Annotated in this window: 19 protein-coding genes; 8 read left to right on the forward strand and 11 right to left on the reverse strand. The window is 40.0% G+C overall.

The window, feature by feature from the left end; translation table 11 throughout:
- Window positions 1-28: 28 nt before the first annotated feature.
- The 3 genes from AW165_RS04440 to AW165_RS04450 form a co-directional block, all read right to left on the reverse strand.
- A complete protein-coding gene (locus AW165_RS04440; RefSeq protein ID WP_060465077.1) occupies window positions 29-721 on the reverse strand; it encodes an ion channel in 693 nt (230 codons plus the stop codon).
- Between the two features lie 172 nt (window positions 722-893).
- Entirely contained in the window at window positions 894-2609 is a 1716-nt protein-coding gene (locus AW165_RS04445) for a cation acetate symporter (RefSeq protein WP_005078627.1), read from the reverse strand.
- Window position 2610: 1 nt separating this feature from the next.
- The gene (locus AW165_RS04450) at window positions 2611-2943 is read right to left on the reverse strand and encodes a DUF485 domain-containing protein (RefSeq protein ID WP_000372818.1); all 333 of its coding nucleotides are present in this window, start codon (window positions 2941-2943) and stop codon (window positions 2611-2613) included.
- 181 nt (window positions 2944-3124) lie between these two features.
- On the opposite strand from AW165_RS04450, the gene AW165_RS04455 reads away from it, so the two are divergent.
- Window positions 3125-6622 carry a PAS domain-containing hybrid sensor histidine kinase/response regulator gene (locus AW165_RS04455; RefSeq protein ID WP_060465078.1) on the forward strand — a complete coding sequence of 1166 codons (3498 nt, stop codon included), beginning with the start codon at window positions 3125-3127 and terminating at the stop codon, window positions 6620-6622.
- A gap of 389 nt (window positions 6623-7011) precedes the next feature.
- Window positions 7012-7779 carry a hypothetical protein gene (locus tag AW165_RS04460; protein ID WP_032006609.1) on the forward strand — a complete coding sequence of 256 codons (768 nt, stop codon included), beginning with the start codon at window positions 7012-7014 and terminating at the stop codon, window positions 7777-7779.
- A gap of 43 nt (window positions 7780-7822) precedes the next feature.
- On the opposite strand, the gene AW165_RS04465 is transcribed toward AW165_RS04460, so the two are convergent.
- A complete protein-coding gene (locus AW165_RS04465; protein ID WP_002122041.1) occupies window positions 7823-8473 on the reverse strand; it encodes a response regulator in 651 nt (216 codons plus the stop codon).
- Window positions 8474-8849: 376 nt separating this feature from the next.
- Here AW165_RS04465 and msuE point away from each other — a divergent pair, with 376 nt between their 5' ends.
- Together msuE and sfnG are read left to right on the forward strand one after the other, a co-directional pair.
- Window positions 8850-9587 (forward strand): FMN reductase, encoded by a 738-nt coding sequence (gene msuE / locus AW165_RS04470; protein ID WP_005066848.1) that lies wholly within the window; start codon window positions 8850-8852, stop codon window positions 9585-9587.
- Window positions 9588-9631: 44 nt separating this feature from the next.
- Window positions 9632-10744: a dimethylsulfone monooxygenase SfnG gene (sfnG, locus tag AW165_RS04475; RefSeq protein ID WP_060465079.1), complete on the forward strand. Its 1113-nt coding sequence runs from the start codon at window positions 9632-9634 to the stop codon at window positions 10742-10744.
- Window positions 10745-10838: 94 nt separating this feature from the next.
- On the opposite strand, the gene AW165_RS04480 is transcribed toward sfnG, so the two are convergent.
- Window positions 10839-11252, reverse strand: coding sequence for an Lrp/AsnC family transcriptional regulator (locus AW165_RS04480; protein ID WP_005066843.1), 414 nt, complete (start codon window positions 11250-11252; stop codon window positions 10839-10841).
- 105 nt (window positions 11253-11357) lie between these two features.
- On the opposite strand from AW165_RS04480, the gene AW165_RS04485 reads away from it, so the two are divergent.
- Entirely contained in the window at window positions 11358-11900 is a 543-nt protein-coding gene (locus AW165_RS04485) for a cysteine hydrolase family protein (protein ID WP_060465080.1), read from the forward strand.
- Window positions 11901-11943: 43 nt separating this feature from the next.
- Here AW165_RS04485 and acs read toward each other — a convergent pair whose 3' ends face one another.
- On the reverse strand, window positions 11944-13893 hold the full coding sequence (acs, locus tag AW165_RS04490) for an acetate--CoA ligase (protein WP_002121838.1): 1950 nt from the start codon (window positions 13891-13893) through the stop codon (window positions 11944-11946).
- Window positions 13894-14187: 294 nt separating this feature from the next.
- Between acs and AW165_RS04495 the strand changes: the two genes are divergently transcribed.
- On the forward strand, window positions 14188-14763 hold the full coding sequence (locus AW165_RS04495) for a DUF805 domain-containing protein (RefSeq protein WP_060465081.1): 576 nt from the start codon (window positions 14188-14190) through the stop codon (window positions 14761-14763).
- A gap of 114 nt (window positions 14764-14877) precedes the next feature.
- Window positions 14878-15858: a mechanosensitive ion channel family protein gene (locus tag AW165_RS04500; protein WP_005066835.1), complete on the forward strand. Its 981-nt coding sequence runs from the start codon at window positions 14878-14880 to the stop codon at window positions 15856-15858.
- Here AW165_RS04500 and AW165_RS04505 read toward each other — a convergent pair.
- The 5 genes from AW165_RS04505 to prfB form a co-directional block, all read right to left on the reverse strand.
- Window positions 15838-16545: a 16S rRNA (uracil(1498)-N(3))-methyltransferase gene (locus tag AW165_RS04505; RefSeq protein WP_060465082.1), complete on the reverse strand. Its 708-nt coding sequence runs from the start codon at window positions 16543-16545 to the stop codon at window positions 15838-15840. The genes AW165_RS04500 and AW165_RS04505 overlap by 21 nt on opposite strands.
- A complete protein-coding gene (locus AW165_RS04510) occupies window positions 16542-17834 on the reverse strand; it encodes a 3-deoxy-D-manno-octulosonic acid transferase (RefSeq protein WP_060465083.1) in 1293 nt (430 codons plus the stop codon). Before AW165_RS04510 ends, AW165_RS04505 begins: the two co-directional genes overlap by 4 nt.
- A 157-nt stretch (window positions 17835-17991) precedes the next feature.
- Window positions 17992-19050, reverse strand: a complete 1059-nt coding sequence (locus AW165_RS04515) for an alkene reductase (protein ID WP_057068976.1) — start codon at window positions 19048-19050, stop codon at window positions 17992-17994.
- 28 nt (window positions 19051-19078) lie between these two features.
- Entirely contained in the window at window positions 19079-19381 is a 303-nt protein-coding gene (locus AW165_RS04520; protein WP_002121891.1) for an ArsR/SmtB family transcription factor, read from the reverse strand.
- A gap of 221 nt (window positions 19382-19602) precedes the next feature.
- A protein-coding gene (gene prfB / locus AW165_RS04525) for a peptide chain release factor 2 (protein ID WP_099475557.1) occupies window positions 19603-20698 on the reverse strand; the annotation gives its coding sequence in 2 pieces (ribosomal slippage) (window positions 19603-20625 and window positions 20627-20698; 1095 coding nt in all).
- A 392-nt stretch (window positions 20699-21090) separates the two neighbouring features.
- On the opposite strand from prfB, the gene AW165_RS04530 reads away from it, so the two are divergent.
- Entirely contained in the window at window positions 21091-21858 is a 768-nt protein-coding gene (locus AW165_RS04530) for a putative porin (RefSeq protein ID WP_060465084.1), read from the forward strand.
- Window positions 21859-21881: the final 23 nt, after the last annotated feature.

The following is a 21881-nucleotide window of genomic DNA, read 5'->3' on the forward strand; positions in this document are numbered from 1 at the left end:
GGTGTAAAAAATTAAAACACCTTCTCCTTTATTTGTCAGAATCTTTCTTTGTTGGGTGGGCAATGTACTGTAGAGCAATTAAACGTGTGACAATCAAAGCGAGATACATCACGCCACAAAACATTTGTAGCATGGCCAAAACGCGTGCTGGTGGACTAAGTGGCATTAAATCAGATAAGCCTGTTGCTGACTGTAAGCTAAAGCTCAGGAACAGTAGATCTAACCAAGTCTGCAAATGATGAACATTGTTTGGATTTTGGAAGCTCGCAGGAATCAATAGCTGACAAATGTTGTAGAGGAATGCAAAGCCCCAAGCAAGCAAAGTAAAAACCGCGGCGGCTGCAAATAATTCATCTCTTGTTAAATATCGATCAGCAAACATATAACGAAATAAACCGTAAGCAGCCGAAAAGTAAGCTAGCGCTTCACAGCTATGGGCAAAAATCTGGATCATTAAATTGTTATAGCCTAATAAAATAAAGACTGAGGATATAATCGCTCCACTGACAAAAGTTAATCCCAGAAAAGTAAACATTGGGGTTTGACGAATGACCTTGGCAATAATAAGTAAGGCAAGCACTCCTAAAGCCCACATTAGGGTCCGGTAAAATACATCATGAAAAGTGAGCATGGCCAAAATGAGTAGGATAAATTGCACAAGCAGCAACCATGCAGAAGGTAGCAATCGAAAGCTCGCCCAGAAGTCCATGATAGATCGCATTTAATTATTTTCCTTTTTGATTATGTTTTGAATTATAGGAAATCATACTGTACAAAAAATAGGACAAACAAGTTGTTCTTTATTAAAGAGCTTCTTTCACTTTAATGTATGAGATCAACAAAAAAAGCCCCGCAGGGCTTTTAATGAAATAGATATTTAATCCATTTTGATTTTAGTGATCTGAGGCACCAGAAGCACCGATACCTGTCATTGAACGAACGTATTGGGCATCGAATGCAGCACGCTCTTTTTTAGCACGTGCAGAGTTGTCAGTCACCGAGAAGAACCAACAGCAAAGGAATGACAATGGCATCGCAAATAATGCAGGCCCATTGAATGGGTTAACTGGTGTATCAGAGATTTTTAAAGTATCTACCCAAACCGCTTTAGACAGAACAATAAGTACTACCGCTGTTACAAGACCAACCACACCACCGATAACTGCACCACGAGTGGTTAAACCCTTCCAGAACATTGAAAGAACAAGAATCGGGAAGTTTGCACAACATGCCACAGAGAACGCTAAGCCCACCATGAATGCTACGTTTTGCTTTTCAAACAAGATACCCAAAATCATGGCAAAGATTGCTAAACCAAGAGTCGCAATTTTTGACATACGAAGTTCTGAAGCTGGAGTCGTTTGACCTTTCTTGAATACGTTAGCGTATAAGTCATGTGAGATTGCAGATGCACCTGAAAGTGTTAAACCAGCAACAACAGCAAGAATCGTTGCGAACGCTACTGCTGAAATGAAGCCCATGAATAAGTCACCGCCTAAAGCATCACTTAAATGCACGGCTGCCATGTTGTTACCACCAACAAGTTCAAGCTTGCCTGATACTGCCATTTTCGCAACATCAAGGAACTGCGGGTTGTTTGATACGAAAAGGATCGCACCGAAACCAATAATGAAAGTTAAAAGATAGAAGTAACCAATGAAACCTGTCGCAACCACAACCGATTTACGCGCTTCTTTTGCATCTTTTACAGTGAAGAAACGCATAAGAATATGTGGAAGACCCGCTGTACCAAACATGAGTGCCAAGCCAAGAGACAATGCATCAATCGGGTTTGCGGCAAGTTTACCCGGACCCATAATTTTTGCAGCTTCTTCAAAGCTTACGCTGTGAACTTTACTGAATACTTCAATTGATTGAGTGAACATATTGCTAAAGCTAAAACCAACCGCTTTCATTACCATGAATGCCATGAATGTCGCACCACTGAGCAACATGACCGCTTTAATGATCTGTACCCATGTCGTTGCCAACATGCCACCAAAAATTACGTATGCCATCATTAATAGACCAACGATGACAACAGCGATGTTATAGTTCAAACCAAATAGTAATTTGATGAGCTGGCCCGCGCCGACCATTTGAGCGATCAAGTAGAATGCTACAACAACAAGCGAGCTCAAGGCAGCTAAGGTACGGACTGGTTTTTCTTCAAGACGGAATGACACTACATCTGAAAGGTTGTATTTACCGAGGTTACGTAAACGCTCTGCAACCAAGAATAAAACGATTGGCCAACCTACCATAAACCCAAGAGAATAAAGTAAGCCATCAAAACCCGAACTAAACACCATCGCGGAAATACCCAGGAAAGATGCTGCTGACATATAGTCACCGGCAATTGCCAATCCGTTTTGGAAACCGCTGATTCCGCCCCCTGCGGTATAGAAATCTTGTGCTGATTGAGTTTGTTTTGCAGCCCATTTAGTAATAAACAAAGTGAAACCAACAAAGATGACAAACATGATGATAGCGTGCCAGTTAGTGGCTTGTTGCTCCGCTTCACCTAAGTCCGGGCTTGCCATAGCAACAGTTGAATATAGCGATGCTGCTGCCAATAAGGCTTTCGCTTTTAATGAATTCCATTTCATATTAGTGTAATCCTTTCTCATGCGTGATGGCTTCAACTTCCTTCAACGCTTCTTCACTCAACTGGTCAAGGGTATTGTTTGCGATATAGGAATACACGCCACACAGTAGGAAAGATAAAACAATAATTCCTAAGCCTAGTGGAATACCCCATGTCGTTACACCACCACTAAATGAACTCATTAAAAATTCTTTGTTGTAGCCAACAAGTAGCATAAAGCCCACATAAAGCACTAACATAATGATTGTGAGCGTCCAGCTTAATGCACTTTTTTTCTTGACCATCTTTTGAAACTTTGGATTGCGTAGAATCTGTTCTACTTGGCTTTGATCCATAACCAAACTCCTTGCCTGTGCCCAACCTTGGTCACTTTTTTAATAGTAGTTTCTCATTATTAAAATTAGCAAAATAACGTGTAATTCGTAACTTAGACTTTGGTCGTTAAAATTTAATCAATTTATAGCTTTGTTTCTGCTTGCGGTATGATAGGCGCAAGGTTTTAATCATGTAGGTCATATGAACAGCTGGCTGATTATTGGGGTACTCACTCTTTATATAGCACTCTTATTCATTTGTGCTTTTTTTGGCGAGAAGCATGCTAGTCGCCTGAGTACACGTGGCCGGATGTTCTTGTTTAGTTTGACCTTAGGTGTTTACTGTTCATCTTGGACATTTTATGGTGCAACCGGAGCTGCCGTCCGAGAAGGCGTCATTTTCTTACCTATTTATTTAGGTCCACTGTTATTTGTCTGGTTTGGTTACGATATCTGGCGACGTTTAGGCCGAGTACGTCAGCACCACGCGATTTCCTCAATTGCCGACTTTGTTGCCGCACGTTATGGCAAAAGCGGTGTATTGGCATCGCTGGTTACGATCTTGGCAGTTATTGCGATTATTCCCTACCTGGCCCTACAGTTACGTGCAATTGCCTTAAGTACATCAGTCATATTGGAGCAAAATGCTCATATTCATACGACTACCAATAGCGTATTGCTATTAACCAGTGTCCTTGCGATCTTGGCCATGATCTTCGGTACAAGGCAGATTGCAAACACTGAGCAGCATGGTGGCCTCATGTTAGCGGTGGCATTTGAATCTTTTGTAAAATTATTCGCCCTAATCTGTGTCGCTTTATTTTTTATTTTTGAAGCACCCGCGAACTTAGTACAAGTCTCAGCCGACGTAAACCAAACCTTTCAAGAAGTTCAGTTATTTGGGGTGCCTGAAACTTTCTGGATTCAGACATTATTGGCAGGTCTGGCAATTATCTGTTTACCCCGTCAGTTTCATGTGGCTGTTGTCGAATTACGCGATGAAAAGCACATTCGCGGTGCACGTAAATGGTTTGCGGCTTATCTCATTTTAACGATTTTAGCTATTATCCCGATTGCAAGCTGGGCTTTGCATGCAGCGCCAAAATTCCTAACTGTGCCTGATGTGGCAGTACTCTCATTACCATTGAGTTATAACCAAGAATGGTTAGCCCTACTGGCCTTTTTAGGTGGGTTCTCTGCCTCAACAGGCATGTTACTGGTGTCATCAGTTGCATTATCTATCATGCTCAGTAACGACTTGATTATGCCCGCACTATGGCGTTTTAAGCTGCTATCACGTCACGATAAACATTTACCTAAAGTTCTTAAATTCAGCCGTCGTATTAGTATTGTCGCGGTGATGTTACTTGGCTTTTTATTCTTCCATTTCTTTAATGATATTAACCAGCTTTCAGTATTTGGTTTATTGGCATTTAGTGCGGTTGCTCAATTCGCTCCTGCACTAATTGGAGGATTGTATTGGCGAGGTGGAAGTCGCCAAGGCGTTTATGCAGGTCTTATTGTTGGCTTTTTAATGTGGAGTTACACATTACTATTTCCAACCATCTTACGTAGTTTGCCAGAATCCTATCAAGAAACAGCCCAGAGTATTTTGCTTTTTGGCCCTTTGGGAATTAATGCATTACGACCAGAGTCACTTTTTGGTTTTGAATCATTTGCGCCACTTACACACGGTGTAATCTGGTCGCTTGGTTTAAATATTGTTTTATATATTTGGATTTCTAAACTTTACCGCCCAAGTGTGGCAGAACAAATTCAGGCAGAAAGCTTTTTCTACTATGAAACCAAACCCTTGCCATCACCGCATACCTCTACCGATTTAACTTATTTACCGCACGATGCTGCACGTTTAAAAGTAGGTGACCTGTTCGCGCTTGCTAAAAGAATTACAGGTGAGCAACCAACAACACAAGCATTCGAGAACTTTTGCGAGCAAAATCATCTCACGCTCAACCCGAATAGCATCGCCAATGGCATGTGGTGGCGTTTTACCGAACAGTATCTAGCTGGCATTATCGGCGCAGCCTCTGCCCGTACTCTGCTCACTACAGCAATGATCAATAATGGCCTCGCATTAGGTCAAGTCGCTAATATTTTAGACCAAGCCTCACAGTGGCAACGTTTTAATCAAAACTTGCTCATGACCATGATTGATCACATGACCCAAGGGGTAAGTGTGGTTGATAAAAACATGTGTTTGGTGGCTTGGAACAACCAATACTTAAAACTATTTGGCTACCCTAAAGATTTAGTTTATGTGGGTTGTCCAATTGCCGATCTGATTCGTTATAACGCTGAACGCGGCGAATGTGGCCCCGGTTCAGTCGAAGAACATGTTCGTAAACGCTTACACTGGATGAAAGTCGGAAGTGCGCATGAATTTGAACGAATTCGTAAAGACGGACGCGTTATTCAAATGCGTGGTAATCCTATTTCAGGTGGAGGCTTTGTAACTACCTTTGCCGACATTACGGCTTTCCGTGCGAATGAGGCGATACTTGAAGCCCGCGTAAAAGACCGAACCCAACAACTTGCCGATGCCTTAACCGAGCAACAGCTCGCGCGCGAACAAGCCGATATGGCTAATATGTCAAAAAGCCGCTTTATTGCTGCGGCAAGTCATGACTTATTACAACCAATGCACGCTGCCCGTCTGTTTAGTACGGTTCTTGAACAAAGCATTGCGACCGAAGAAGATCGTCAAACTTTGCAACAACTTGACCGTGCTCTATATGGTGCAGAAAGTATGCTCTCTGCCCTGCTCGATATTGCACGTTTAGAAGGCGGCACCATACAGCCAAAAAGACAGCCTTATCCTCTGCACGATTTATTAAGCGACCTCGAACTACAGTTTAAGTCGATTGCTGCACAGCGAAATATTTCATTAAAAGTTCACGATGTATCATTCTGGATTGACACAGATCCACAGTGGATACGACGCATTATTCAAAACTTTGTGAGTAATGCACTGCGTTATACAGCCAAAGGCCGAGTGATTGTTGGTGTATTACGTTCAGCACAAAAACCTGGACACATTCGAATTGGTGTCTGGGATACAGGTCCCGGAATTGCCGAAGAGCAACGTATTAAACTATTTCAAGAATTCGAACGCTGTGGGCATTTATCACCTTGGGGCGAACAAGGTTTAGGTTTGGGGCTTGCTATTGTGCAGCGTATGACGGGTTTGTTAAATTATCCAGTCCATGTCTATTCGCAACTCGATAAAGGCTCCTGCTTTATGATTGAGGTTCCGGTGGTAGAAGCTCCAAAAGTGATAACCCCAACCGTACAGGCAGTACCTTTAAAAACCAAAGCCTATCGGATTTTATGTTTAGACAATGATGAAACCATTCTTGAGGGTATGAGTAGCTTATTAGGTCGATGGGGGTATGAGGTTTTTAAAGCCACTGAACCGGAACAAGCACTTGAAATTATTCAAAAAGAAAATATTCAAGTCTGGCTTATCGATCAGCATTTAAATAACAACCAACTCGGTGTCGATTTTATTTTGCAAAATCGTCAACATGATGTTCCTGTTGCTTTAATTACTGCTGACTCTCATCCTGAGTTACCTCAACAATTGAAAGAGCTGAATATTGTTTTACTCAAAAAACCACTTAAGCCTGCTTCTCTAAGAGCATGGTTATCGGGACTTAAAATTGCCAGTGAGGTAGATTAAATATTTTCTGTCCCAAACCTTTTAATAAGTTTGGGAGAGATTTTTGGCAAAAATTATTGGCCTAATTTAAGCCAATAGGCAGAACTGCTCAAAAAGTCTACTTTTGTTGATTAAATAATTGGCCAAACTTTCCAATAGTCCTTTTTCTATGGCAAAGCTCACCTTTTTTGTAAGTGAACACTTGTACACTTAGTTACAATTTCATAAGCTGCTGTTTTTTAAAATTATAATTAGACAAAAACAACCATATAAGACTTTAGTCGTATTCTACTTGCATTCTTCATGACACATAAATATTCAAAACCAATTTATTCTATGTACAGCTATTTTTATAACCCATTTCCATATTAAGCACCCCTGCTCACGAATTAATGCAAAGGACAATTGCCATGAATATTTCTGATAACAGCCCACAAGGCCAACTTTCGTCTCAACAGTTTTATCGTCAATACAGTGCCAATGCTTTACTTCCTGAATTAGATTGGCAAAGTATTTTCCCTCACAGCAAGCTCAATGAAGCAAACATTAAAGCGTTAAATACAATTTATCAGTGCGCCGTCCCCCTCGCACTTAATGTATTTCACGACCTAAATTTTGATGTATTTGCACCTGCGGCTTATCATCCGCAAGGTTTAGGTTTATTTGATAAATTGGCACAACAAGAAGAAAATTTCTTAAAAGTTCTTAGCGCTGAAAGTGAAAATCTTGACCATGACACACGTCATCAAATCTGGAGCATGCTACTCCGTGGCGGTGCTGTACTCGTTTTCAAAGCTTGGCTTGGTCATGTCAAACTCGGCGAGAATCAGTTAGATATGACTCAATTTGATGAATTATCGGATTTACTCTTTATTAAAACGCACCCCGATCAACTTGCTGAACGACTACATGTTGATGAAAAAGCAAAACTCGACCATATCTTCTTGATGTATGGCAATGATATTTTTCTTGATCGCTTCAACAGTCTAGAAACAGCTGCTTTGTTTGTTGATTTAGGCGTTTATGATGCAGCCTTCTTAAGCCTACGCGATGACCGCGTGGCTGAATATTTAAAAATGAAAGGCTATGTGACTCAAGAACAAATTGATGATTTGCAATGCGCGCTTAACCCATTGTACTGCGACAGCCTAACACCAAAGCAAGATTGCCTTGCATAAGTGGTACACATAAAAAAGACCTCAATCGAGGTCTTTTTTCTTTTTAGATTTTTTTATCTTCAATATTGAGTGCGCTAATGGCCAATACGGCTTGTGTACGGTTTTGCACACCTAATTTTCTAAAGATAGCCGTTACGTGAGCTTTAATCGTTGCTTCTGAAACATCAAGCTCATATGCGATTTGTTTATTTAACAAACCCTCCGCAACCATCATCAACACACGGAATTGCTGAGGTGTTAATGATTGAATACGTTCAGCTAAAGCAGTTTCATCTGCTGCTCTCGGGTCAAGGTTAAGATTAGATGGCAAGTTCGGTGGCAACCAGATATCACCCTCTAAGACTTGACGAATCGCTTCGCCAATATGACTTGGATGAGCCGACTTAGGAATATAACCCATCGCACCATGAGCGATTGCACGCTGAATGATTGAAGTTTCTTCATGTGCAGAAACCACAATAATCGGAATAGATGGATACTGTGCTCTTACATAAACCAGAGCCGAAAAGCCTGAAGCACCCGGTAAATTTAAATCGAGTAATACTAGATCAGGTTCTGCCCCATTTTCCAAACGCTCATAAAACTCATCAACCGAGGCTGTTTCATGAATTTGTGCCTGTGGCAGGCTATAACGTACTGCTTGAATTAAAGCATGACGAAACAAAGGATGATCATCAACGATTAAAATATTCATAAGCGATTAAAGTAATCTTGAGCATAAGTATGGCCTATTGTAACCCTACTATTTAGATGAAAGATACGTTCATCTTATCCATTTTTATGCAAAATGTTGATAAATGCAGAACTTAGCCAAGATTTTCAGATGTTTTTTAACTTTTAATCAAAATTAATCTGTTTTTTATATAAGCTTCCTTTTTATTATAAAAAATATATCACCTATAATTATATAAAATAAAAACAGCAACTTAATAGAAAAACAAAGTGTAAAAATCCACTATTTACCTTTTATATTTAAAACTGATAAGGTTGACCAATTTCGTTATTTTACAGTTTACCGTCGTTGTTGATTAATAAGTCCAATCTCTTGTTTTAGGCTTAGGAACCAAATTATGACTGGTATCACATCACCAAAACCTTTAAATATCGTTGCTGTTTCTGGTGGCTTAAATACCCCATCTAAAACGGAAAGTCTGGTTCAAGCCATTCTTGATGAATTATCAGAAGCAATCGATATTAAAGTTCACTTTATTAAATTAAGCGAAATCGGGCCTCTATTAGGCGGCGCATTTTATCGCAACCAACTTCCACAACGCGTACAAGATGACCTTGCAGCAGTTGAAGCAGCAGATGCTTTAATTGTAGGAACACCCGTTTACCGTGCTTCTTTTACAGGTCTTTTCAAACATTTCTTCGATTTTGTTGAACAGACTGCTTTAGTCGATGTGCCTGTACTTTTAGCAGCATCGGGCGGTAGTGATCGTCATGCACTCGTACTTGAACATCAACTTCGTCCATTATTTAGTTTCTTCCAAGCACAAACTTTACCAATTGGCGTATATGCGACAGATCGTGACTTTACTCCGGAATATACGGTGAAAAGCGAGCAATTATCAGATCGTATTACGTTAGCAGTGGCACGCGCATTACCAATTTTAGAATGGGCGCCAGCGAAAGGTAAACGTGCTGAAGTAGTTAAATCTAAATCACAGCAAGCAAATCAAGAGCTTGGTATTAACAAGCAAATTGAACAAGAAGAAGTATTACCTTCAGCGGCTGTACCAGACCTTGATGCGGCAGAATCTCGTTTGCATCACAAGTCTGGCAAATCATTAACGCATGTTGCCTAAGCGCAATGTAGCAAAATAAAAAGAACGAATGGGGAGAGCGAACCATGACGCAATTACAACAACCAATTAAATTTGCTTATTGGGTACCAAACGTAAGCGGTGGCCTTGTAGTGAGTAACATCGAACAGCGTACAGACTGGAGTTATGACTACAATGTTCGACTTGCACAGGCTGCCGAAAACAATGGTTTTGAATATGCGCTCACCCAAATTCGTTTTACGGCGGGGTACGGGGCAGAAAACCAACATGAATCGGTAAGTTTCAGTCATGCATTACTAGCAAAAACTGAAAAACTGAAAGTCATTGCGGCGATTCTCCCCGGCCCCTGGAAACCAGCGTTGGCGGCAAAACAACTTGCAACGATTGATTATCTAACTGAAGGCCGTATCGCGATTAATGTGGTGAGTGGCTGGTTCAGAGGCGAGTTTGATGCCATTGGTGAAGAGTGGCCTGAGCATGATGAACGTTATGTTCGCTCCGAAGAATTTATTCGCACACTAAAAGGAATCTGGACCACCGATAACTATAGTTTCGATGGTAAATACTATCAGTTTCAAAACTACACGCTTAAACCAAAACCTCTGCAAAAGCCTTATATCGAAGTTTTTCAAGGTGGCAGTTCACGTGCTGCACGTGACATGGCTTCACGTGTATCTGACTGGTATTTTACTAACGGCAATACTGTGGAAGAAATTCAAAAACAAGTTGAAGATATTCGTACTAAAGCAAAAGCCAATAACCATCATGTCAAAATTGGTGTGAACGCTTTCATTATTGCCCGAGATACCGAAGATGAAGCTAAAGCAGTACTTCAAGAAATTATAGATAAAGCCAACACTGAAGCGGTAAATGCATTTGGAGATGCGACACGTGAAGCAGGTGCTGCTTCACCAGAGCAACAAGGTAACTGGGCAAAATCAAGTTTTGAAGACTTAGTGCAATATAACGATGGGTTTAAAACCAATTTAATTGGTACACCACAGCAAATTGCAGAGCGTATTGTGGCACTTAAAAATGTAGGTGTTGATTTGATTTTGTCTGGATTCTTACACTTTATTGAAGAGGTGGAATATTTCGGAGAAAAAGTTCTGCCGCTCGTTCGACAGTTAGAACGTCAACAGGAAAAGGAGGTAGAAATCCAAGCTAAATCAGCCTAAAAAACCCCAGTTAAAACAGCGCAAGATAATAAAAACAATAAATTAAAAATAAAGAATTTATTGGCTCCAAGACTCGGCTTGGAGCCTTTATTTTTTAAGATTTCTCTACTTCTCGAATCACAGTTTCAACTGAGTAACGGCACCATTTTGAAAGTTTCTCGATAAATTCATTTAAGGCAGCGGGTTCAAAATGGCTGACAATCATATAGCAAGCATTGCCCATGACTTTAAAGCATTCATCGATTTGTTCATATTGCTTAACCAGATTTTCAATTTCTTCAAATGCGCGTTGTTCATTTAAATGCAAATGAATAAATTGTTTATGCGAATATTGCACGGCAATCGTGTAGTTTTTGATGACACCAGCATCCATTAACTGAGCAATTCGAGCGCCCACCGCCTGCCCTGTCCGATGGACACGCTGCCCAATTTCTTTATTTGTCAGGCGGGAATCTTGTTTAAGCAATGCAATAATTTTTAGATCGATCGGGTCTAATTCAATATTCATTTTTCATGGCGAAAGAAAACTGGCGATAATGCTTTCATCTGACTATAGCCGATTTTTCAAGCAGAGAATAATCTTGTTTTATCTCATATCAACAAGAGTGATCCCATGAAACAAGCACTATTAATTATCGATGTACAAAATGATTATTTTAAAAATGGCAAAATGGAATTGGTTGGGCCAGAGCAAGCGCTAGAAAAAATAAAACAACTCGAACAATATTTTAACGAGAAAAACTTGCCCATCATTTATGTGCAGCATATTAACCCGCCACAAGCGAGTTTCTTCCAAGAAAATACAGATGGGGTTTTACTTCATCCTGAACTCAGTGCTGGCAGTGATTCATTAATCGTAACAAAGCATTATCCAAACAGTTTTTTAGAAACCAATTTAGATGAGCTTTTAAAAACACATCAAATTGAACAACTCGTGATTACAGGCATGATGACGCATATGTGTATTGATTCAGCGACTCGTGCTGCCAAAGAATTTGGCTATCAACCCATCTTAATTGCAGATGCAACGGCAACTCGTGATTTAAGCTATGGGGGGAAGACTACAAAAGCTGAAGATGTACAAACAGCTTTTTTAACTGCGCTTAGTACCTTTGCAAATGTACAAAATACTGCGGATTTTCTAGCGAAATCTTAAATAAGGCTCAATAAAAAAAGCCCCATTGGGGCTTTTTTTAAAATTAATTTTGCTTATCAGGATAAACCGTTGCAATTAACTGATCTACTACAGCAGGTTCAGCCAAAGTTGAAGTATCACCTAAACTATCTAATTCATTTGCCGCAATCTTTCTTAAAATACGGCGCATGATTTTACCCGAACGTGTTTTAGGTAATGCTGGCGCCCAGTGTAATGCATCTGGTGAAGCTACGGGTCCAAGCACTTTACGTACCCAGTTGATTAATTCTTTACGCAGTTCTTCCGACTCTGGAACACCTGCCTGTAAAGTCACGAAAGTACAAATACCTTGCCCTTTAATATCATGAGGCATGCCCACCACTGCTGCTTCTGCTACAGATTCATGCGAAACAAGAGCACTTTCAATTTCAGCTGTGCCCAGACGATGACCTGAAACGTTTAAGACGTCGTCAACACGACCTGTGATCCAGTAATAGCCATCTTCATCACGGCGAGCACCATCACCTGTAAAATAAGTATTTTTAAATGTCGAGAAATAAGCTTCAATAAAGCGGTCTGGATCACCCCAAATGGTACGCATCTGGCCTGGCCATGAATCTTTAATCACAAGATTACCTTCAACCGCACCTTCTAGCTCATTACCTTCACCATCCACAATGGCTGGCTGAACACCAAATAATGGGCGAGTTGCCGAACCTGGTTTTAAAGCTGTTGCCCCCGGCAATGGCGCAATCAAAATACCCCCTGTTTCAGTTTGCCACCATGTATCGACAATTGGACAGCGACCTTCACCCACGACATTGTAGTACCAGTTCCAAGCCTCAGGGTTAATTGGTTCACCAACCGAACCAAGTAAACGCAGGCTGCTACGGTTACTTTCACGTACAAACGAATCACCTTCTCGCATCATGGCGCGAATCGCGGTTGGGGCCGTATATAAAATAGAGACTTTATGTTTATCGACTACATGACCAAGACGTGCCCATGTTGGATACTGAGGGACACCCTCAAACATTAAGGTCGTAGTTCCATTTGCAAGTGGGCCATAGATCAGATAACTATGCCCTGTAATCCAACCGATATCAGCTGTACACCAATACACATCATCTTGTTTTAAATCAAATACCTCTTTAAAGGTACTGGTTACATAAACTAAGTAACCGCCTGTCGTATGCAACACACCTTTGGGTTTACCTGTCGAGCCCGATGTATAAAGAATAAATAAAGGGTCTTCTGCCTTCATTGGTTCTGGAGGACAGTTTGCATCAACCTCCATAATAATGAGGTGATACCACAAATCACGGCCCGGCTTCATTTCAATTGGGTTTGCATTACGGTAAACCACAATCACATTTTCAACACACTCAGTACCTGGCAATGCTAAAGCCAAATCAACATTTTCTTTGAGTGGTAATAGTTTTCCGGCACGTAGACTTGAGTCTGCGGTAATCACGAGTTTAGCTTGGCTGTCTTCAATACGACTTGCTAAAGAATCTGGCGAGAACCCACCAAATACCACACAGTGAACAGCACCAATACGGGCACAGGCCAACATGGCAATTGCAGCCTCAGTCACCATTGGCATATACAGTACAACGCGGTCACCTTTACCAATGCCATATTTCTTTAAAACGTTAGCAAAACGGCAGACTTCGTCGTGTAATTCTTTATAAGAGACAATCTTATGACGAGAAGGATGGTCACCTTCCCAAATAATTGCAGGTTTATGTGGATGTTCTTTAAGATGCCTGTCTAGGCAGTTTGCCGACACGTTCAACTCACCATCAGCAAACCATTCAATTTTGAAATTGTCTTTGTCAAAACTGGTATTTTTAACTTGGGTAAATGGCTTTATCCAATCGACAATTTTAGCTTGCTCTGCCCAAAATTCATCTGGGTTCTCGATAGAGTGTTGATAACGTTTAAAGTAGTCTGCTTCAACAGTACGAGCTGTTTTTTTAAATTCCTCTGGTACTGGATAGATCTCATTCATACGCAACTTCCTTGATCTTGTGCATCCCATCTCGAGACTGTGGCTATTATTTTACTGGATCTTATTTGCATGCCTTTTCAGTATGATGACTCTTTCAAAGCCTAGACAATGCGACTTTGGTCATATATTAACCACTTACTCAAGCATACGAAATTATGAACATTTTTATAAAATTAAGTTGATTTAAAACATTTGTCTATAGCTTTTACTTTTATAATTTTTTCAATATTTGATGGTTTTGATCATCAACAAAGATTATTTTGTCTCTCATATGCAACCTAGGAATAAAATAATATGTTTGCCCAAACAACTTCCTCACGCCCACCCCAACTCCCTTTTAAAGATAATCCGTTTTCAATTCATGGGCGCTTTAATCGCATGAGCTATTTAGGTGGTTATGGGTTGATTTATTTAGTCACCCTTGTGGGCTATTTCATTTTGGCCTCTTTTCTTGGAAGTTTTCAGCTTTCAAGTAATTTATTTAATTTTGAGTTTTATAGCTCTCTTTCTGGCCTCAGTGCTTTGGTGGTATGGGCTTTTTGGCTATTCCTGATTTACTTAAATGTTGTTCTCGTCGTGCGACGTTTGCATGATCTAAATAAAAGTGGTTGGATGGGATTGCTGTTATTCATTCCAGTTGTTCAATTCTTTTTTATGATTTATTTACTACTTGCCTCAGGTACAGCAGGTCCAAATCAATATGGTCCATCTCGACCATCAACGTTCATAGAAAAGTTAATGGCTTGGTTTATTTTATTCGCTATTTTAATTAGCCTTATTTCTACCGCAGGCTTTTTTTACTACTTCTCTGGCACCGATACTATTCAAACCCCGTCACAAATCTTACAAAAAGGAACGGAATACTTTTAATTAAAAAACACTTTATTATTCAGATGAACTCATTATAGTAGGCGCACATTTTATCTCCTACTATGATGAAAGCCGATCATTGCTTTCATAATTTTTTTAAAATAGAGACTTGTCGTGGCTGATGAACAAAAATCCTTAACGGATGTTGCAAAAAATACAGGCGAACTTTTGCAAGAAGCAGGTACTAAAACCACTCAAACGGTTTTAGCCCATACCGAAAAGTATCATGATGCCTATACCACTATTGATAAAATCGTGGATAGCTTCTGGGAACGTGTGCCTTATATTTGTATTGCGATTATCGTTTTTATTATTTTTTGGCTACTCACCAAATTATTTAAGTTCTTTGTTCGTAAAACCTTAGAAAATCGTTCTTATACGCGCCAAAACCTAGTGTTGGTTCTAAACCGTGTAGGAAGTACGACAATTTTATTTTTTGGATTCTTAATTGCACTTGTCATCATGATCCCGGGTTTTACCCCAGGACAACTTATGAGCGCGTTAGGGATCGGTTCGGTCGCAATTGGTTTCGCATTTAAAGATATTTTCCAAAACTTGCTTTCAGGTATTTTGATTTTATTGAGCGAACCCTTCCGTATTGGCGATTCAATCGTGGTCAATTCACTTGAAGGAACTGTTGAAGATATCCAAATTCGTGCAACATTCTTACGCTCGCCAGATGGCCGTCGCATTGTTATTCCAAATGCCACTGTTTATACGAGTGCTTTAACTGTAAATACGGCTTATCAGCAACGACGTTGTGAGTTTGTAGTCGGAATTGGATATGACGACGATGAACAAAAAGCTAAACAGATTATTTTAGATATTCTTAATAATGACCGAAATGTACTCAGTCAGCCAGCTTTCTCGGTTAACGTTACAGCTTTGGCAGATTTCTCGGTTAACCTGACTGTACGTTGGTGGGTTGATACTACTGAAACTGATATGTCCTCATCTACAAGCACTATTCAAGCTCAAGTAAAACAAGCTTTTAATGAGAACGGAATTAATATTCCTTACCCAATTCAGGAATTAAAAATGGCCGCAAACCAACCGCTTTTAAACCCTGAAGCATCAACTAAACAGACGACCTAAAATATAAGAAATAGACGTTTCAGTTCTTAAAATACGGTTGCCTAAGCTCACAGCTTGGCAGCCGTTTTTTGTGAGCAAATCAATTTCATAGGGAATAAAGCCGCCTTCGGGTCCAACGACTACACTGCACGCATGCGGAATATTAACTGGCATGCTCTGCTCGGCATACGGATGAGCCACATAAGCGGGACTTTCCTTTGAAATTAAGTTTGGTAAAACATCTTCAACAAAAGGTTTAAAGCGTTTATATAATTGAATTTCAGGAGCAATGGTGTCGCCTGCTTGCTCGAGACCTAAAGTCACATAGTTATCAAGTTGTTGCAAAAATGGAGTTTGCCAATAGCTTTTATCTACCCGATAACTATGAATCAAACTAATTCTTTCAACACCTAGAGTCACACTATCCATAATTAAACGGCGTAAAACTTTGGGTCTTGGTAACGCTACGATTAAATGTACTGGAAGTTTTGCAGGTACAACTTCTTCAGTGATAGGCCGTATACAAACTTCTTGCTCATTCATCGAAACAATTTCAGTGGTATAGCGTGCACCATTACGAACACCAACTTTTAGATTTTGGCCAACCGTAATATCAAGATGTTCACGCAAATGCTGTAATTGGCGTTTTGAACGGATTGACCACAACTCTGACTGAACATCGTCAGGTTCTAGTAAAACGATATTCATGGTTTTTCGGCCAAATACCGATTAATTACGCCAATATGTTTTTGTAATGAACCTTGGTTACGTTGCAAAACTTTATGCGCCTGCTCAACCACCTGGTTTGCTTCTTCAGGCTCGGCTAAACATGCCATCCAGATTGCTACAACTTGCTCAGCGTCTTGAGCAATGAGCACACCATTTTCATCAATAAATTCATCAACAATGGTTTGGAAATTAAAGTAACGAGGTCCAATTACGGTTGGTACATTTAAAACCATAGGCTCTAAAATATTATGCCCACCACCTGGTTCATTAAGTGATCCACCCACAAAACACACCTGACTTAAGGCATACCATAACCAAAGCTCACCCATACTATCTGCCAGATAAACCTGTGTACTGGCGTGAATACTATGATTCATACTTCTACGATGAGTAATTAAATCTAGGTTTTGGCAAATTTCAAATACTTCATCAAAACGTTCAGGATGTCGAGGCACGACAATACAAACTAAATCCGGATCTGACTTTAGATAAGGTGCAAGTGCCTGCAAAATTTGTTGTTCTTCTGGCGCATGCGTACTGGCAATTATTAGGACTTTACGCTGTCCCAAATACCATTGTTGTTGTAATTGCTCAGCCTGATTTATAAAAGCCTCAGGTGCATGGATATCAAACTTAATATTTCCAACTACCTGACTTTTTTGTTGATCTAAACCAAGTTCTACATAACGTTGTCGAGTCGCATTATCTTGTGCCAGCACCCAGTCAATTTGTTTCAGCATTCCTGCAGTTAGCCCTGAAACGCGGCTATAACCTTTTGCTGATTTTTCTGATAATCGCGCATTTAATAATAAACAAGGAACCTGTTGTAGCTTGGCTTGATCAATTAAATTTGGCCAAAGCTCAGTCTCAACCAATGCTAAAAGTTTTGGCTGATACAACTCAAAGAATTGTTTTAAAAGATGCTTTTGATCAACAGGCAAATAAACTGCTTGAAATAGGTCTAAATAAGGTGCTTTTAAAAATAATGATTTGGCACGCGCCTGTCCCGTCTTTGTTGTATTCGTAACTAATACAGGTTGACCGAGTTTAAGATAATGCTCGATTAAAGGCTGCGCAGCATTGGTTTCTCCAACAGAAACAGCATGGAACCAAATTGCTCTTACATTTTTCGGAGACTCAAACGGCCCAAATCTTTCAAGACATTCCTGATTATATAATTCCTGGCTTTCTGCACGTCTTTTTATCCGCCATTGGTAAAAAGGTTTTAATAAATGGAGTGCGGTGTTGTACCAAAAAGGGGTCGCCAAGCGGTTTGCCTCAAATAGTCAAAGTTTAAAACTGGGGAAAATATAACATAGATAGAAAAAATGGCAGAGTTTCGATACCTAAACTCTACCATTACAAGAAAAGCGATTTACTTACTTAAGAAATGAACCAGGTCAGTAAGTCGAAATCTCAAAGATATTATGAAGCTTCTAGCGTTGGATAGTCTGTATAACCTTCAGCACCTTTAGCATACAAAGTCGTTGGTTGAAGTTCATTTAATGGCAAGTCTTGTTCTAAACGCTGTAAAAGATCTGGGTTAGCAATATATGCCTTACCAAAAGATACAGCATCTGCCTGACCTTCACGCAAGATACGTTTTGCTGATTCTGGTGTTAGGTTCTCATTGGCAATCCATACACCATTAAATTTTTCGCGAAGTTTAGGACTAATGCTGTCAGCAGCTTCATATTCACGAGAGAAAATGAAAGCAACATTACGTTGGTTAAGTTGTTCAACTACATAACCAAAAGTTGCTAATGGGTTTTCATCTCCCATATCGTGTGAATCACCACGCGGTGCAATATGAACACCTACTCGACCAGCGCCCCACACTTCAATAAATGCATCAACGACTTCTAATAATAAACGTGCACGGTTTTCAACAGGACCACCGTATTCGTCATCACGTTGGTTGGTATTACTTTGAAGGAACTGGTCAATTAAGTAACCGTTCGCTGCGTGTAATTCAACACCATCAAAACCTGCTGCTTTAGCCAGTTCTGCTGAATGTTTGTATTGAGCAATAACTTCTTGAATCTCTTCAATTGAAAGTGCACGCGGTGTTACATAAGGACGTTTAGGACGTAATAAACTCACTTCACCCGCAGGTTGAATTGCACTTGGTGCAACAGGAATATCACCGTCTAAAAGTTCAGGATGCGAAATACGGCCTACATGCCAAAGTTGAGCTACAATTTTTGAACCTTGAGCATGAACTGCCTCAATAATTTTATTCCAAGCTTGTGCCTGCTCTTGTGACCATAACCCTGGGGTGTCTGCATAACCCACAGTTTTTGAACCAATTACTGTTGCTTCAGTCAAAATTAGACCGGCATTTGCACGTTGTTGATAGTATTCAACCATTAAATCATTAGGCACTCGGCTTTCACCACTACGCGCACGCGTTAATGGAGCCATTACCAATCGATTTTTGATTTCAAAATCACCAACCGTTAAAGGAGTATTGAGTTCAGCCATAATCGCCTCGACTTACACTTTTAATAATTTAAAGTGTTTGTTTTAAATGTTCGATATATTGCTGAATCAAAGCTTCGTTACGTGAAAAATAAGACCATTGACCATATTTTTGGACCTGAATAAGCCCCGCCTGTTGTAACACAGACAAATGATTAGACATTGTAGACTGAGCTACTTTACCCAAACGTTCAATATGACCTGCACAAACACCCTTCTCAAAACTACCACCACATTCTTCCACCGGTAAATAATGTGCAGGTTCTTTTAACCATTGCAAAATTTGCCGACGTAGAGGGTTGGAAAGGGCTTTGCTAATTGCATCAATATCCATAGGCTCAACACGTCTTTTAAACGAACAAAGCTTTGTTCAGCATTTCGAAAACATAATATCGCATTTTTTCGATATTCATATCTATTTTTTTCGATATTCATATCGCATTTTTTCGATTAACATTCGAAGGCTGAACTGCTTTGCCGTTTTAATCGCTAAAAATCCAAGAGTTCTACATATTCATAGATGAACTGTATTTAAACTAAAAGTTCAGCAGACTCTTATAAACCTTGTTTTAAACTCGCTTCGATAAAACGATCAAGGTCACCATCAAGAACAGCACCTGTATTAGAGTTTTCAACACCCGTACGTAAGTCTTTAATACGCGAATCATCTAATACATATGAACGAATTTGGCTTCCCCAACCAATATCAGACTTTGAGTCTTCTAGAGCTTGCGCTGCTTCATTACGTTTTTGCATTTCCAATTCGTACAAACGTGCACGTAACTGTTTCCATGCGTGGTCACGGTTAGCATGTTGCGAACGCTGGTTCTGACACGCTACTACAATACCTGTTGGGATGTGAGTCAAACGCACAGCCGAGTCGGTCTTGTTAATATGCTGACCACCAGCACCAGATGCACGGTAAGTATCAGTACGAACATCAGAAGGGTTAATATCAATTTCAATATTGTCATCAACCTCTGGTGAAATAAATACCGCAGAGAATGAAGTGTGACGGCGGTTGCCACTGTCAAATGGTGATTTACGAACTAAACGGTGTACACCTGACTCCGTGCGTAACCAACCGTAGGCATATTCACCTTCAACACGAATCGTTGCTGATTTAATACCAGCTACGTCACCGTCAGACACTTCCATAAGTTCTGCTTTAAAGCCATGACGTTCAATCCAGCGCATATACATACGTAAAAGCATAGACGCCCAATCTTGTGCTTCTGTACCACCTGAACCTGATTGAATCTCTACATAGCAAGGATTCGGGTCCATTGGGTTACTAAACATACGACGGAATTCAAGTTTAGCCAGCTCATCTTCGGCAGCCCCAAGCTCAGACTGAACATCTTCAAGCAGGCTTTCATCGTCGGCTTCTACAGCCAAATCTAACATCGCTTTTGCATCTTCAAGCTGTGTAGATAAGCCATCCAATACATTAATAACGTTTTCTAGTTCACCTTTTTCTTTCGCCATTGCCTGAGCACGGCTTTGATCATTCCAGATTGCAGGATCTTCTAACTCACGTAAAACTTCTTCTAAACGTTCTTTTTTCAGATCGTAGTCAAAGATACCCCCGTAGTGTTTGGCTACGATCAGTTAAGTCTTTCAATTGGTTTAGATAAGGATTAATTTCCACGCGAGTGTTCCCATAAGAGCAGATAAACAGTCAATTATTTTAGCATAGCTGCGGTTATCTACGAACCCGCTTTGTATTTCTCATCATATTTCATCAATTTAATTTATAAATTTTCTTCAGTTCAATTTAAGATTAATTGGTAACATCCTCATACAAAATTGGGTACTTTTACAGCATTTTTTATGATCTACACAAAATATCCTCAATTTTAATAAAATAAAACATTATGTTTTTATATTTTAAAATCAGTAGCTTAAATTAAATTGATTTACATAAATATCACACGGTTACACTACGGTTACTTGCGCAAGATTGACGACCAAGCTTTTTCGTCTAGACTAAAAGTTGTAACAAAACATTTATAAAATCGCTTTTTAGAGGGGAGAGATTCCATGAAAAAACTAGCAATTGCATCAGCTCTTTTATCTGCACTCGCAGTGAGTGGCGCAGCAAACGCTTACCAAGCTGAAGTTGGTGGTTCTTACAATTATCTTGATCCAGACAACGGTAGCAGCGTAAGTAAATTCGGTGTTGACGGGACTTATTACTTTAATCCTGTGCAAACTCGTAACGCTCCACTTGCTGAAGCAGCTTTCTTAAGCCGTGCAAGTAACGTTAACGCCCTTATCAACTATGGCGATAACAGCGGTACAAAAGATACTCAGTATGGCGTAGGTGTTGAATACTATGTTCCTAACTCAGATTTCTACCTTAGCGGTGATGTAGGTCGAAATGAGCGTGAAGTCGACAACACCAATATTGACAGCAAAGTAACTACTTATGCAGCTGAAGTAGGTTATTTACCAGCTCCAGGTTTATTACTTGCTCTAGGTGTTAAAGGCTACGACGAAAAAGACGGTAAAGACGGCGCTGATCCAACAGTTCGTGCTAAATACGTAACTCAAGTAGGTCAACATGACGTAAACCTTGAAGCATTCGGTGCATTTGGTGACCTAGACGAATATAAAGTTCGTGGTGACTACTACATCGATAAAACTTTAAGTCTTGGTGTGGATTACTACAACAACGACTTAACTGATAAAGATGAATTTGGTATTAATGCTAAAAAATTCTTAAATCAACAAGTAAGTCTTGAAGGTCGTATTGGTTTCGGTGATAACGACAACACTTATGGTGTTCGTGCAGGCTACCGCTTCTAATCAAGCCTAAAGTCATAAAAAAA

Source organism: Acinetobacter sp. LMB-5, assembly GCF_001541635.1.
In the GTDB taxonomy this organism is placed as follows: domain Bacteria; phylum Pseudomonadota; class Gammaproteobacteria; order Pseudomonadales; family Moraxellaceae; genus Acinetobacter; species Acinetobacter pittii.